The 14594-nt window shown below is 62.6% G+C and carries 13 protein-coding genes and 2 pseudogenes; 9 read left to right on the top strand and 6 right to left on the bottom strand.

The genetic code is table 11. The features are described from left to right. Positions 1–191: 191 nt before the first annotated feature. Positions 192–1466 (bottom strand): phosphoribosylamine--glycine ligase, encoded by a 1275-nt coding sequence (gene purD / locus GLL_RS14330; RefSeq protein WP_164929704.1) that lies wholly within the window; start codon positions 1464–1466, stop codon positions 192–194. 112 nt (positions 1467–1578) lie between these two features. Between purD and GLL_RS14325 the strand changes: the two genes are divergently transcribed. Next, positions 1579–3039, top strand: a complete 1461-nt coding sequence (locus tag GLL_RS14325; RefSeq protein ID WP_164929103.1) for a bifunctional class I SAM-dependent methyltransferase/glycosyltransferase family 2 protein — start codon at positions 1579–1581, stop codon at positions 3037–3039. 1 nt (position 3040) lies between these two features. Here the strand turns inward: GLL_RS14325 and GLL_RS14320 are convergent, their stop codons facing one another. Beyond that, entirely contained in the window at positions 3041–3799 is a 759-nt protein-coding gene (locus GLL_RS14320) for a DUF3153 domain-containing protein (RefSeq protein WP_011142771.1), read from the bottom strand. Between the two features lie 92 nt (positions 3800–3891). Between GLL_RS14320 and GLL_RS14315 the strand changes: the two genes are divergently transcribed. Then, positions 3892–4578, top strand: a complete 687-nt coding sequence (locus tag GLL_RS14315) for an alpha/beta fold hydrolase (RefSeq protein ID WP_011142770.1) — start codon at positions 3892–3894, stop codon at positions 4576–4578. 180 nt (positions 4579–4758) lie between these two features. Continuing rightward, a complete protein-coding gene (locus GLL_RS14310) occupies positions 4759–4965 on the top strand; it encodes a hypothetical protein (RefSeq protein WP_164929102.1) in 207 nt (68 codons plus the stop codon). Here the strand turns inward: GLL_RS14310 and GLL_RS14305 are convergent. Continuing rightward, positions 4928–6283 (bottom strand): TIGR03279 family radical SAM protein, encoded by a 1356-nt coding sequence (locus tag GLL_RS14305; protein WP_011142769.1) that lies wholly within the window; start codon positions 6281–6283, stop codon positions 4928–4930. The genes GLL_RS14310 and GLL_RS14305 overlap by 38 nt on opposite strands. A 63-nt stretch (positions 6284–6346) precedes the next feature. On the opposite strand from GLL_RS14305, the gene GLL_RS14300 reads away from it, so the two are divergent. Then, positions 6347–7774, top strand: coding sequence for a carotenoid oxygenase family protein (locus tag GLL_RS14300; protein ID WP_011142768.1), 1428 nt, complete (start codon positions 6347–6349; stop codon positions 7772–7774). A gap of 9 nt (positions 7775–7783) precedes the next feature. Here the strand turns inward: GLL_RS14300 and GLL_RS14295 are convergent, their stop codons facing one another. Then, positions 7784–8224 (bottom strand): tetratricopeptide repeat protein, encoded by a 441-nt coding sequence (locus tag GLL_RS14295; protein ID WP_011142767.1) that lies wholly within the window; start codon positions 8222–8224, stop codon positions 7784–7786. Between the two features lie 50 nt (positions 8225–8274). Then, positions 8275–8730 carry an NUDIX hydrolase gene (locus GLL_RS14290; RefSeq protein ID WP_011142766.1) on the bottom strand — a complete coding sequence of 152 codons (456 nt, stop codon included), beginning with the start codon at positions 8728–8730 and terminating at the stop codon, positions 8275–8277. A 506-nt stretch (positions 8731–9236) separates the two neighbouring features. Here GLL_RS14290 and katG point away from each other — a divergent pair. Together katG and GLL_RS14280 are read left to right on the top strand one after the other, a co-directional pair. Beyond that, on the top strand, positions 9237–11444 hold the full coding sequence (katG, locus tag GLL_RS14285) for a catalase/peroxidase HPI (RefSeq protein ID WP_011142765.1): 2208 nt from the start codon (positions 9237–9239) through the stop codon (positions 11442–11444). 195 nt (positions 11445–11639) lie between these two features. Next, positions 11640–11918, top strand: a complete 279-nt coding sequence (locus GLL_RS14280) for a VOC family protein (protein ID WP_197530010.1) — start codon at positions 11640–11642, stop codon at positions 11916–11918. Here GLL_RS14280 and GLL_RS14275 read toward each other — a convergent pair. After that, positions 11890–12228: pseudogene (locus GLL_RS14275) on the bottom strand (SUMF1/EgtB/PvdO family nonheme iron enzyme); the annotation flags it as partial. The gene GLL_RS14280 and the pseudogene GLL_RS14275 sit on opposite strands and share 29 nt — an antisense overlap. Before the next feature lie 307 nt (positions 12229–12535). Here GLL_RS14275 and GLL_RS23755 point away from each other — a divergent pair. The 3 genes and pseudogenes from GLL_RS23755 (at position 12536) to GLL_RS14260 (ending at position 14561) form a co-directional block, all read left to right on the top strand. Continuing rightward, positions 12536–13287: pseudogene (locus tag GLL_RS23755) on the top strand (Uma2 family endonuclease). Positions 13288–13351: 64 nt separating this feature from the next. Continuing rightward, on the top strand, positions 13352–14134 hold the full coding sequence (locus tag GLL_RS14265; protein ID WP_011142761.1) for a HipA family kinase: 783 nt from the start codon (positions 13352–13354) through the stop codon (positions 14132–14134). Continuing rightward, positions 14112–14561: a DUF3037 domain-containing protein gene (locus GLL_RS14260; protein ID WP_011142760.1), complete on the top strand. Its 450-nt coding sequence runs from the start codon at positions 14112–14114 to the stop codon at positions 14559–14561. The genes GLL_RS14265 and GLL_RS14260 overlap by 23 nt, the downstream gene beginning before the upstream one ends. Positions 14562–14594 lie beyond the last annotated feature (33 nt).

The following is a 14594-nucleotide window of genomic DNA, read 5'->3' as shown; positions in this document are numbered from 1 at the left end:
TCACCTTTGCTTGCTATCTATGAGGACACCGTCACAATCGAAAATCACAAGCTTCCAGGGTTTAGAATTCATTTAAATGTGAATCACATAACTAAGTGAGGGTGAACAATTGCGACGCCTTCTGTACTTGGAAAATTCCATAGTACCCCTCGCCATTTCAGAACACAGGTGCTTGATGAAATGGCACAGACTTACTTGCATAGCTGCAAAGCCCGCCAACCGATGTCACGGCGGTAATGAACATCTTTGACGGCAATGCAATTGACGACCTGGTAAGCGCTTGCGATGGCGCTTTCGAGGGCATCGCCCAATGCAGTTACTGCCAGGATGCGGCCCCCGGCGCTCAAGATGCGTTCTTTCTCCCGGCGAGTTCCGCTGTGGAAGACGAGGCCGCCCTGGGCACGGGCCTCCTCCAGGCCGGTAATCACATCGCCCTGGCGGTAGTCACCCGGGTAACCTCCCGCTGCGAGTACCACGCAGGCGGCAGCACCCGGTTTCCATTGCAAATCCACCCGATCGAGACTGCCCTGGGCGGTAGCCAGGAGCACTTCTTCTAAAGGGGTTTCCAGCAGCGGCAGGACCACCTGGGTCTCGGGATCGCCCAGGCGGCAGTTGAATTCGATTACCCGTACCGAGCTGTCAGGACCAATCATCAGTCCGGCGTACAGTACGCCCCGGTAGTCGATACTCCGCTTTTGCAAAGCGGTGAGTGTAGGAGCAAGAATGCGTTCCTCGATTTGACGCATCAGGGCGGCGTCCACGAGTGGGGCGGGGGCGTAGGCACCCATGCCGCCGGTGTTGGGGCCGGTGTCGCCCTCGCCTACACGCTTGTGATCTTGGGCGGGCACCATCGCCCGGATGGTCTTGCCGTCGGTGAAGGCGAGTACCGAAGCTTCTTCCCCGGCCATAAATTCTTCGATGACCACGGTCGCCCCCGCCGCCCCGAAGCGCGGCAACTCGTCGAGGGCAGCCAGGGCCTCGGCGGTCTCCATCGCCACGGTCACCCCTTTGCCGGCGGCAAGACCGTCGGCTTTGACCACCAGAGGTGCCCCCAGTTCGCGCACGTAGGCGCGGGCCGCCTCGATATCGGCAAAACTTCTGGCGGCGGCGGTGGGTACCCCGGCTTCGTGCATCAAGTGTTTGGCCCAGGCTTTGCTCGCTTCGAGTTGTGCCCCTTCGCGCGTGGGGCCGAAAATAATCAGTCCCTCAGCCTGGAAGTAATCGACGATGCCCGCAGCCAGGGGTGCCTCGGGGCCGACCACGGTCAGATCGACGCGCTCAGAGTGGGCAAAATCCGCCAGGGCCGCAAAATCGAGCGGCGAGACGGCCAGATTGGCGCACTTGGATTCGGTGGCGGTGCCGCCGTTACCCGGGGCGACCCAGATCCGGCCCACCCCCTCGGAGCGGGCGAGCGCCCAGGCCAGGCAGTGCTCCCGACCGCCATTGCCGACCACCAATATCTTCAATGCCATCGAACCCGATTCCACCAAAAGACCAGTCACGATTATCGCAAGGGAGAGGGCTTCGCGGCGGGGCCGTCCTGTTGCAACAATGTGGAAATACCGTCGCCGTGCGCCCATGCCCGATCGCCCCTCGCCCATCCCGCCGAACCCGCCAGACTACGCCTTCAAAGAAGAAATCCAGAAGCACTTCGAAGCGGTGGCCTACAGCCAGCAGCGCTGGCGGCGGCGCAACCGCTACTACTACGCGGACATCGAGGCGCTGTGCCGGTTTTTGATCCCCGCCCACAGCCGCGTGCTGCAAATCGGCTCAGGCAACGGCGATTTGCTCGCGAGCCTCGAGCCTGCGGTGGGATTGGGGGTAGATTTCAGCCCCTCGATGGTGACCCTCGCCCGCGAGCAGCACCCCGAATTGCAATTTCTCTGCCAGGACGCCGAGCAACTGGATCTAGAGGGCCAAACCTTCGATTACATCCTGCTGGTGGGGGTGCTGGGCCATCTAGCCGACATCCAGAGCGTCTTGGAAGGGCTCAGACCGTGCTGCCACCGCCGCACCCGCGTCGTGGCGGTTTTTCACAACTACCTCTGGGAACCGCTGCTGCGCCTGGGAGAACGCCTGGGAGAACGGATGCCCCAGCCCGCCCAGAACTGGCTTTCGGACACCGACGTGCGCAATCTGTTCGCCATCACCGGCTACACCGTCGTCAAGCAGGGACGCCGCATGCTCCTGCCGCGCCGGGTGCCGCTAGTGGCCGACTGGCTCAACCGCTACGCCGCCCGGCTGCCCCTGATCGAGCATCTGTGCCTCACCCAGTACCTGGTCGCTCGGCCCGATTTTGGGCCGCAGCCTGCCGCCCTGCCCACCTGCTCGGTGATCGTGCCTGCGCGCAACGAAGCCGGCAATATCCGCGCGGCGGTTGAACGCCTGCCTGCCCTGGGCAGCCACACAGAACTCCTCTTCGTCGAGGGCAACTCCCAGGACGACACCTGGCAGGTGATCGGCGAAGTGGCCCGCGAGTACGGCGAGCGCCTCGATATTCGCGTGTTCAAACAAAAAGGCAAGGGCAAGGGCGACGCGGTGCGCCTCGCCTTCGAGCAGGCCAAAGGCGATATTTTGATGATTCTGGACGCGGATCTGACCGTACCCCCGGAGGATCTACCCAAGTTCTACGCGGTGATTGCGAGCGGTCGGGGCGAATTTATCAACGGTTCGCGCCTGATTTATCCGCGCTCGCGCGAGGCGATGCCCTGGCTTAATACCCTGGCCAACAAATTTTTTGGAGTTGTCTTCAGCTTCCTGCTCGATCAACCCCTCAAAGACACCCTCTGCGGCACAAAGGTCCTTTGGCGCGAGGACTACGAAAAGATTGCCGCCGGACGCGCCTACTTCGGTGACTTCGACCCATTCGGCGATTTTGATTTGCTCTTCGGGGCCGCCAAGCTCAACTTGCACATCGTCGAGGTGCCCATCCGCTACCAGCCGCGCACCTACGGCCAGTCAAACATCGCCCATTTTCGCGAAGGGCTGGTCCTGCTGCGCATGTGCCTATTCGCCTCCCAACGCATCAAATTCAACTAAACTAGCGCGCTGAAAAGAGTTTGCGCCGCTGCCAGGCAAAGGCCGCAAGCGCGAGGGCAGCCAGGGTGATCAGACCGATGAGCAGCAGATTGGGAACAATGAAACTTGCCTCCAGATGGTTAATCTCTCCCGTCCGGATGCGCCACAGAAGCGTCTGGCCCTGCTGCTCGTCGCTGTTGGAGCGAAAGGCCGGTAGAGGCGTGGTGAGGGCAAATTCTAGCTGAATAAGCCCCGAGACCCAGTTGCCCACCCGCACCGTACCGAAGGGAGAGCGCAAATCGAGATCGGCGCTCACGTCGTACTCGCTCCACAACCAGCGATCGCGCTGCACCAGTCGCAGCGGGCCGGGGGTGGACAGGGCCGGCGGGTCTTTGGCAAGCACCGCGGGCAAGGGCGCCGTGCCGCTCAAAACGGCCGGTACCGCCTGGGCGGTGGGGCGGGCGGCGGTTTCGAGGGGACGACCGAGAAAACGGTTGAGCTTGCTTTCCAGATCCGCGCCGTCCTCGAAGGGAATGCGCAGGCGCAGCCGCTCCACCGTGCGCTCGCTGGTGCCCCCCAATTCCGCCGTGCGGCGCTCCAGACCTGCGACCAGGGTGTCGAGCTGTTCGCCACCCGCCTCGACCAGATTGCGATCGACTGCGAGAATCTGCTCGACGGTGCCTCCACCCAACCAGTTAAAGGTGATCCCCAGGCGGTAGGAAACGCAACCGGACAGCAGCAGGGCGCCGAGAAGACAAGTCAGGAGCGCTCGCGCGGACATGGGGAACGGCCGAAGTGAGAGTACTACTCAATGTACTGCCTCAATCGCAGGCGCAGGTGCGAAAAAAGAAAGTGAGTCGGGAGTGACGCGGTATGCGCACGGTGATGATCATCCACGGGACGGCGGACTGTGCGGCCAACTGGCGGCCCTGGGCCGAACCGCTCGAAAAATGCGGCTGGCGGGCTGTCGCCGTCGATTTGCCGGGCTACGGCCCGCAGGCCCTCCCGGAGGCCGACTGTTCGGTGGGAGCCTGCGCCGAATACCTGATCGGGGCTGTGGAGCGTTGTCAGCCGACGGCTCTACTCGGCCATTCCCTGGGAGCCAATGTCGCCATCGAACTGGCGCTGCGCCGCATCGCACCGCTCGCGCGGTTGCTGCTCGTCTGCCCGGCCGTGGACATTCCGCCCCTCACCCGTCACTTCTACGACTGGTTCGTCGAAGCGCCCCTCGAAGCACTCTACCGGCAGCGCACTTGGCTCAATCCCTGGCTGGCGTCCTACCCGCGTCTGGCCACCGCCAACCGCACCGCCCCCGCGAGCATCCGCCGCACCTGGCAGTCGCTCAAAACCTGGCCATTCCCCGACTGGCGGCAACTGACCCTCCCCACGGCGATCGTGGGCGGGCTGTGGGACCCAATCGCTCCCCCCCTCGCCCTCGAAGCGCTCCGTCGCCGGTTGCCCGACGCGCGGCTGACTTTGTTGCCCTGCCGCCACCTGCCCATGGACGATACCCCCGTCGCCTTCGGGCGCTGGCTGGTGCGCAGCTTGTCAGATACGTAAAGATAATTTTCAAGACGAGCCTGCGGACAGCCTTGTGGGGGACCGTTCAAACTGAAACATTTTGCAAACAATACAAGGGCCGCGTCTGCGACGGTGCTATAACGATTGGGAATGCAAAACCGGCCGTCCTGCAAGTTTTTGCGGTTCGGGTAGACATCCTTTAACAACAAAGAGGGACTGATGGAATACGTGATTGTAGACGCCCGCCAGCGTTTGATCGGCACGCTCAGGCAGGTTGTACCGCTCACGGTCGGCGCTACTTTTACCACGGATGCGAAAGATACCTACGCAGTGCTGAACATTGACAGGGCAAGCCGGGGCCGCAACGATGTACAGACACTGACGGTAGTCAGGATTCAAAATCGGATGCAACAGGCGGCCGAGTAAGCGCATCGACCAGCGCGCCGGCCCCGCCCGCCACCACCCGAACCGCAACACCGAGGCGAGCGGTAAATTCTTCTACGCTCAGATCATCGAGAAACATCCGGCCCTCCTTGAGCATGAGACCGGGCAAGATTAACGCGTCGCCCAGGTCTTTGTGGGCTAGGCCCGCGAGCAGATCGCCACCGGTCAACAGGCCGGTGACGGTAATTTGTTGTCCCCAGAAGAGGCTCGGCAGGGCGTGCATGGTCAGTTCCAACCCATCGATGCGATTGAGACGTTCTGCAACAGGAGCGAAGCAGTCGGCTACGGCCGTACCGACCACCCAGCTATAGCGACGGGCGGGGGCGATCGATGCAGGCAAGCGGCGTTCGAGGCGGCCAAATTCGTCTAAAAAGCGTCTGAGCGACCCCACGCCGTTGCCCAGTTGCGGATAGCCTTCGTAGTGGGCGCGGCCCGGGAGCTTCTCTGCGGCCAGCAAGTACCACTCGTCGGCGAGCCACGCGAAGCGGCTGCCGAGGCTACGACGGAAGTCTTTTTGCAATCGGTGCACCTGACGGATGATCCGGCGGGCCACCTCCGGGGTGACCGCGGTGAGTTCGTCGCCCTCCGGCCGGAAGCGGGTCAGCCCGACCGGCACCACGGCGGCGGAGAGCACCGTCGGCGATTCGAGATCGTGGAAGCGGGCCAGGTCGGTGAGGGTGCGCTCCAGGTGCTCCCCATCGTTGAGCCCCGGGCAGAGTACCACCTGGGCGTGCAGTTGCAACCCGTGGGTCTTGAACCAGGCGAGTTGCTCCAGGATGAATCCGGCGCGCGGGTTTTTGAGCAGGCGGGCGCGCAGGTCCGGCTCGGTGGCGTGCACCGAGACGAACAAAGGCGACAGCCGCAGCCGGGCGATGCGCTCCCACTCGGCGGGGGGCAAATTGGTGAGAGTCAGGTACGAGCCGTACAAAAAACTCAACCGATAATCGTCGTCTTTGAGGCGCAGCGTGTCGCGCATGAAGTCGGGCTGCTGGTCGATAAAGCAAAAGGCGCAGCCGTTGTTGCACTGGATGAGGTTATCAAACAATGCCGTTGCAAATTCAAGGCCCAGATCTTCGTCGAGATCTTTTTCGACTTCGAGGCTATGGCTGTGCCCTTCGCGGTCGAGGACGGTGAGGGCAAGGCTCTGCTCGGCGCACAAAAACTGGTAGTCAATCAAGTCGCGCGGAGCGGTACCGTTGATGCTCACCAGCCGATCCCCCGGCTCGAAGCCGAGTTCTTCGGCAATCGATCCGGGCCTGACGGCGCTGACGACGGCGGGTTTGACGCGGGCATTTTCCATCGCATCCAGGCTAACCCAGGCTTCGGAGGCTAGGGTGGAAGGCAGGCGGCACAGGGAGCAGGCATGGAAGTCAAAGAGCGCACCAACCCGGCTTGGGCGGGGGCAATCGCCCAACCCGGCCGCGAATTTGCCCCCGCACCGCTGGCGGTGCTCGAAGGGAGCTTGCCTGTCGGATTGCGCGGCTCGCTCTACCGCAACGGGCCGGGGCGTCTGGAGCGTGGCGGTGTGCGGGTCGGTCACTGGTTTGACGGCGACGGCGCCATCCTGGCGGTGCACTTCGGCGGGGGCGAAGCGCAGGGCGTCTATCGCTACGTGCAGACCGCGGGCCTGCAGGCCGAGGAGCGCGCGGGCCGCTATCTCTATCCCAACTACGGCATGAGTGCCCCCGGAGCGATCTGGGAGCGCTGGGGCAAACCGGTCAAAAACGCCGCCAACACCAGTGTCCTCGCTCTGCCGGATCGGCTGCTCGCCCTCTGGGAAGGGGGGCTTCCCCACGCCCTCGACCTGCACACGCTCCAGACGCGCGGCCTCGACGCGCTGGGCGGCCTCGGCCCGAGCGGCAGCTACTCCGCCCACCCCAAGCGCGACCCGCGCACGGGCGAAATCTACAACTTCGGCGTCGGCATCGGGCCTGCCGCCGTGCTGCACCTCTACCGCAGCGACGCCACCGGCCGGGTGATCCAAAAAGGCAAAATCGCCCTAGAGGGCATCCCGCTGGTGCACGATTTTGTGCTCGCGGGCCGCTATCTGGTCTTTTGCGTGCCGCCGGTGCGCATCAACCCGCTGCCGGTGCTGTTGGGTCTTGCCAGTTTCAGCGAGGCGATGGCCTGGCAACCCGACAAGGGCACCGCCATCTATATCGTCGACCGCGAGACACTCCAGTTGGTCGGCCGCGCCGAAGCGCCCGCCTGGTTCCAGTGGCACTTTGCCAACGGCCACGAGGCCGGGGGCGAACTGGTGATCGCATTGTGCCGGTACGCAGATTTTGCCACCAATCGCTATCTGCAAGAATTTGCCGGCGGCCGGACCCAGACCGCTTCGCCCTCGCAGTTGTGGCAGCTTCGCCTGGATGCGGCAACCGGCAGAGTACGAGGATTTGAACCACTGCTGGAACGGCCCTGCGAATTTCCGACCGTCGATCCGCGCAGTGTCGGCCTGCAAAGCCGGCACATTTATCTGGGCTTGCACCGTGTCGGTTCTCAGGTGGGCAGCGACTTCTTCCAGGTGCTGGCCAGATTCGATTGCGACAGCGGCCAGGCGGTGGAAACCCAGTTGGGCGACGGGCGCTATCCGTCTGAGCCGCTATTTGTAGCGGACGCCGACGAACCGGAGCGCGGCTGGGTGTTGAGCGTCATCTACGACGCGGGTCTCCACCGCAGCGAACTGTGGATCTTCGATGCGGACGCCCTCGATGCCCCGCCGGTCTGTCGCCTCGCCCTGCCGGAGGTGATTCCCCACAGCTTCCACGGCACCTGGCGACCGGTACCTTGAAGTGTGCCGCTACTTGTACTGTCTAAGCACAGCTGCAACCTGCTCGGCCTGCTCGTCCGCTCCTTTTTGGCGGAAGATTTCGAGTGCCTTTTGCCAGTCGGCGCGCGCGCCCTTGCGATCGCCCAGGCGATAGCGGGAGGTGCCCCGGTTGGTGTACGCTTCGGCGCTGTCCGGCTTGAGGCGCAACGCCATGGTTTGATCCTCGACGGCCCCTTTATAATCTTTGACCATCGAGCGGGCGTAACCGCGCTGGACATAGACCTGATAGGCTTTGGGCTCCAGGCGCAGGGCCTGTTCAAAATTTTCGTTCATGCCGCGTATGTCGTTGCGGCTGGCGCGCTCGATACCGCGCTGGATAAATTCGCCGGCTGTAATGGCGGGTTGGGCAAAAGCACCGGGACCGATCCCGACCAGCAAGCTCAAAACGAGTGGCAGCAAGTAAAGACGCATCGAAAGGCCGAAGGCATGCTTCCCACATTATGCGGCGCGGTGCAGCAATTTCAGCGCAACCCAAGGGTGCGCACCCGCCGCAGCGCCTTAAATCCCAGCTGGGCGACGTTGAGCGGCGTGTGATTCCCATCGCGCAACCCGACAAGCTCGTCAAGATTCACCCAGCGAAACTCGTCAAACTCGTGGTTGGGCCGGATAATCGCCCCGTCGTGCAAAAAGGCGACAAACGCAAAATTGAGGTGCACGCCCTTGCTGCCGGCGTGGTGCTCCTCGTAACCGAGCAAACCCGGCGGTGCGCCGTCGATGTCGTTGTCGTCCCCGAGACGCACAAACAGCGCTTCTATACCAGTTTCCTCGCGCACCTCGCGGAGGGCCGCCTCCAGGGGGGTCTCACCCGGATTCACCTCGCCGCCCACCGGCAACCAGGAACCCAGGCGCTTGTGGCGAATAAGCAGTAGACGGTACTCACGGCACAAAAACACGCTCACCGAAAATGCCCGCCGCATATTTCTCCGTTGGGTGTATCCGCTTCGGATCCGTAGTTTACCCGGCTACCGGTGGGTGTGCGCGAACCCCCTTGTGCCTTCAGGACGGCCATGCAATACTGGATACGCGGAAAATACGGTTTCTTGGTCAGTTTACAGTAGTTTTGATGATGACTGTGGATCATTCAGGGGACAAAGCTTCGGTATACATTGACCAGGAATCTGCTGCATTTCTCCCCACCAACACAACAAGAGGCAGGGCAGGCGCAATGCTTGCCCTGTATTTATTACGGCTTTGTCGCAAAAACGGTGTGCTTGGAGATGTAGAAAAGGGAGCAGTTCGCTCCCAGATAGAATTCGTCGAGTGCCTATTCGGACTGGCAGCCTAACAGGCAAATATCTTGAGAGGAACTGCAGCACGAATTATTTTTGCAACGGAGCCGAACGGCGTGTCATCGCCACGCCATCATGGCCACATTAAGGTGGCCAATTTAATATGAATCAGAACCCCATCCTCTGAGGTACCCATGGACGTTGAAGCGAAGTGCCCGATGGGCGGTGGCAAGGTCGAGGGCCGTGCCGTTCTGTTCGAGATGACGAACCGGCTGTGGTGGCCGAACCATCTGGATCTCTCGGTCCTTCACCAGAATCCGCCCGCCGGCAATCCGATGGGCGAAGGGTTTAATTATGCGGCGGAGTTCGAGAGTCTCGACCTCGCGGCGGTGAAGCAGGACATCTTCGCGCTGATGACCGAGTCGCAGGACTGGTGGCCAGCTGACTACGGCCATTACGGCCCGCTCTTCATTCGCATGGCCTGGCACGCCGCCGGCACCTACCGCATCGGCGATGGTCGCGGCGGCGCGGGCGCCGGCACGCAGCGCTTCGCGCCGCTCAACAGCTGGCCCGACAACGCCAACCTTGACAAGGCGCGCCTGCTGCTCTGGCCGATCAAGGAGAAATATGGGCGAAAGCTCTCCTGGGGCGACCTGCTGATCCTGGCTGGCAATTGCGCGCTGGAGTCGATGGGCTTCAAGACGGCGGGCTTTGCCGGCGGGCGCGTCGACATTTGGGAGCCCGAGAACGACATCTTCTGGGGCCCCGAGCGCGAGTGGCTGGGCGATGAGCGCTACAGCAGCGACCGCGATCTCGCCCACCCGCTGGCCGCGGTGCAGATGGGCCTGATCTACGTCAACCCCGAAGGCCCGAACGGCAAGCCGGACCCAATGGCCGCCGCGCACGATATCCGCGAGACCTTCGGCCGCATGGCAATGAACGATGAGGAAACCGTCGCGCTGATCGCCGGCGGCCACACCTTCGGCAAGTGCCATGGCGCCGCCGAGCCGTCGCAGTATGTTGGTGCCGAGCCTGAGGGCGCGGGCATCGAGCGTCAGGGGCTGGGCTGGGACAACAGCTTCGGCAGCGGGCGCGGCGTGCACACCATCACCAGCGGCCTTGAGGGCGCATGGACTAAGAACCCGATTCAGTGGGATAACGGCTATTTCGAGAACCTGTTCGAATATGAGTGGGAACTGACGAAGAGCCCGGCGGGTGCGCACCAGTGGACGCCAAAGAATCCGGAAGCGGCGAGCACGGTTCCCGATGCGCATGATCCGCACAAGCGGCATGCCCCGATGATGGCGACGACCGATCTCGCGATGAGGGCGGACCCGGCCTATGAGAAGATCTCGCGGCGCTTCTACGACAACCCGGATCAGCTTGCCCATGCCTTCGCCGAGGCGTGGTACAAGCTGACCCATCGTGACATGGGCCCCTACGCGCGCCTTCTCGGCCCCGAGGTCCCGTCCGAACCGCGCATCTGGCAGGATCCGGTGCCCGCGAGCGATCATCCGCTGATCGACGATGCCGACATTGCCGAGCTCAAGGCGCAAATTCTCGCCGCCGGCCTGTCGATCGCGCGCTTGGTCACAACCGCCTGGGCGTCGGCGTCGACGTTCCGCGGCACGGACAAGCGCGGTGGAGCGAACGGTGCGCGCATCCGTCTTGTGCCGCAGAAGGACTGGGCGGTCAATGAGCCGACGGAGCTGGCGACGGCGCTCGCGAAGCTTGAGGCGATCCAGCAGGACTTCAACGCGGGCCAGACCGGTGGCAAGCAGGTCTCGCTCGCCGACCTGATCGTTCTCGGCGGTTGCGCCGCGGTCGAACAGGCGGCGAAGAAGGCGGGGCACGACATCACGGTGCCGTTCACGCCGGGCCGGACCGACGCCTCGCCGGACCAGACCGATGTGGAGTCCTTCGCGCCGCTCGAGCCCAAGATCGACGGCTTCCGCAACTATGTCGGCGAGAAATCGGTCTATTCCGCCGAGGAGATGCTGGTCGATCGTGCGCACCTGCTTACGCTGAGCGCGCCCGAGATGACGGTGCTCGTGGGCGGCCTGCGCGTGCTGGGCGCGAACTACGGCGGGTCCAAGCTCGGCGTCTTCACCGAACGCCCGGAGACGCTGACCAACGACTTCTTCGTAAACCTGCTCAAGACGAGCACGAGCATGAAGTGGGAAGCGTCTCCGGATGCCGACGTCTTTGAAGCGAGCGATCGGGCGACCGGCGAGAAGAAGTGGGCTGGCACTCGTGTCGACCTCATCTTCGGTTCGAACTCGCAACTGCGTGCGCTTTCCGAAGCCTACGCGACCGCTGATGCCCAGCAGACCTTCGTCGACGCCTTCGTGGCGGCATGGACTAAGGTGATGAACCTCGACCGGTTCGACCTTCCCCGATAGGGAGGCGAGGCCACCAATTTTCGGGGGTCTTGCTGCATCTGAGTTGCTGAGCGCTTTTCAGCCCGCGCCTAGTTGGATACACCTCCTGAGTTGTCTGGAGTCATGAGCCAGGGGCGCATAGTCCTGCCCCCTTGAAATCGCCCCACCCCCCGGAAATTGGTGGCCTCTCCCGAACCGACGTTAAAGGAGTACAAGATGAGCAGCAATCACGTAAACAGTCAAAATATGAAGCTCGAAGTCGTGGTGTTCGGCGTTTCCGACGTTGACCGCGCGAAGGCGTTCTACGAGAATCTCGGCTGGCGGCTCGACATCGACGTCGCAGAGGGCGACGACTTCCGTGGCGTGCAGATGACGCCGCACAACTCGGAAGCCTCGATCATCTTCGGCAAGGGAGTCATATCGGCCGAGCCCGGCTCGGCGCACAGCCTGGTCCTCGCCGTTGACGAACCACCGGGTGCTGCTCGCGGCCTTTGATCGAACTGTGGGGCCCTTCGGGGTGGCGCCAGTTGGCGCCCACGGTATAAATCCACCAGTGGCGGTGGTCGCCTTTGTCCACCGGCCCGGGAGGTTTGACAAAGACGGCCGAGGCGGGTTGCAGCAGTTCGGGCAACGCGCCCGGATAAGTGGCCGCGTCCGCTGGACGCTCGGCCAGGGTGCGATAGCCGGTGGCCTTGACGAAGCGGCGAAACTGCGAGTTGGTGACCACAAAGCGGTCCATCCAGAAACCATTGACGCGGACCGGGTGGGCGGGGGCTTCCTCTGGGTACTGATCGTTTGAACCCATCCAGAACGTTCCTCCGGGAATTCAGACTGTGTCCCGGGCCGGGGGTCGACCCGGTGGGCGGCTTTGAGCAGCTGCAGTACGGAGCGAATTGGTGGCTCGGGACATAGAGCTGCCGGTCGAAATTCCAGACGCGTTCGCTGCCATCGTCGCACAATATAGAACGAATTGTCGATAGATTAACCGTACTTTATTGTGTTGGGCGGTGGTGCATGAAGGGCTGTGCAGGGCAGGGAAGACTAGGATAGGGCCATTGCGAGGTACTACCATGGTCGATCAAGCGCATTCCTGACTCCCCACCGCCGAGGAACTGCCCGATTCGGACGACACCCCTGTGGATAATGAGTTACAAGATCTGATGCCCGGGGTGCTCAAACTGCTGTTGACGACCATCTGGGCCGAGCGACAGGACTGGTTCTGGGGAACGGATATGGGGATCTACTTCGATCCTGATGACGAACCTGTCGTCCCCGACGGTTTTCTCGTCCTGGGAGTCCCCCGAATCAAAGACGAGAACCTGCGCCGCAGCTACGTGTTGTGGGAAGAAAAGGCGGTCCCGGTGCTGACTTTGGAAGTGGTTTCGCGCAAGCGGTGCAACGAGCACCGCCAGAAGAAGCTGGACTATACCGCTTTGGGAGTGCGCTATTACATATTTACAATGCACTGCGACAGGTTAAAAAGAGCCTTGAAGTCTACTGTCTGGAGCAAGGGGAGTATAGTTTTTTGTCCGACAATCCAGTCTGGCTGCCTGACATTGGTCTGGCCATCGGCTGTGAACGGGGGGTGTACCAGGGCATCGAACGGGAATGGCTCTACTGGTATGACCAGGGGGGACAGCGTTATCTGACCCCGGAGGAGCGTACCGCCGAGGCCGCGCGCTTGGCGACAGAAGCCGCACAACAGGCGGCAGAGGCCGAGCGGCGCGCCGAGCAAGCCGAGCGGCGCGTCGCCGAAGCACAGCAACAAATTTTGAAGGAAGCGGCGGCGCGCCGGGCAGTGGAAGCGCAACTGCAGGCACTCCGCCATCGCCTCCAGGAGCAGGGGATCGACCCTGGTGCTTGAGGCTGTGATCTTCACAACACGTCAGAAAGTTCAGCTTTGCCACCCAGGGAGCACCCGGTAGACGATGGGCATCAGAACGGTAATTGCCACAAGGTATGTGACCCCGTTGCGCGAGGGCGGATCGCTCCCGGCCATCGTCGAAGCCGACGACGACGGCATGTACGTGCTCAAATTTCGCGGCGCCGGGCAGGGACCCAAAGCCCTGATAGCCGAACTGGTGGCCGGGGAAATCGCCCGCGCCTGCGGTTTGCCGGTGCCTGAGATCGTTTTTGTCGAACTCGATCCCGAACTCGCCCGCACCGAACCCGACCCGGAAATTCAACACTTGATCCGGGCCAGCGCCGGCCTCAATCTTGCCCTCGACTACCTGCCCGGTTCGGTCACCTTCGACCCGCTGGCGGTTCAACCCGACGCGGATCTGGCTTCTTCGATCGTCTGGTTCGACGCCTATGTGACCAACGTCGATCGCACCCCCCGCAACACGAACATGCTGATGTGGCACCGGCGGCTCTGGCTTATCGATCACGGCGCGGCCCTCTACTTCCACCACACCTGGAAGAATCACCTGGAGCGCAGCCGCGAGCCGTTCGCCCTGATCAAAGATCACGTACTGCTGCGGTTTGCCGACGCTCTGGGCGAGGCCGATGCACGCATGAGCGAGCGGGTCACACCGCAAGTCATCGACGGCATTGTCGAACGCATTCCTGAGGCCTGGTTGGGCGCAGACTCTCCGTTTGTCGGCGGCGAGCAGCACCGAGAGGCTTATAGGAAGTACCTGCTGAGACGGCTGGAGCCGCCACGAGCTTTTTTGGAGGAGGCGAGCCGTGCACGAACCGATTGCGTATGATTACGCGACGATCCGCCTCGTTCCCAAAGTCGAGCGCGAAGAGTTCGTCAACGTCGGGGTGATCATTTCGTGTCCTGCCAGGGCGTTTTTGGAGGCACGCATCGAACTAGACGAGCGGCGGGCATCGGCACTCGATCCGACCCTGGATCTCGAAGCGATCCGGGTCCACCTGCAGACCATACCGACTATCTGTGCCGGTGGAGAGCAAGCGGGGCCAATCGGCCGACTGTCGCAGAGGGAGCGCTTCTACTGGCTGATTGCGCCCCGCAGCACGGTGATTCAGACCTCGGCCGCGCACCGCGGTCTTTGCAAAAGCCCGGCTGCCGTGCTGGAGCACCTGCTCGACACGATGGTGCGTCCACCTCGCACGCAGAGGCAGAGGCAATGGTCGATTCCGGTGGAGGGTGGTGCCGATAGATTGGACTGAAAGCTTCGGATTTGTAGCCGGGTGCGGCGGCAT

Source organism: Gloeobacter violaceus PCC 7421 (assembly GCF_000011385.1).
In the GTDB taxonomy this organism is placed as follows: Bacteria; Cyanobacteriota; Cyanobacteriia; order Gloeobacterales; family Gloeobacteraceae; genus Gloeobacter; species Gloeobacter violaceus.
Note: the sequence above shows the minus strand (reverse complement) of the source record. Positions and strands in the feature narration are given on the sequence as shown.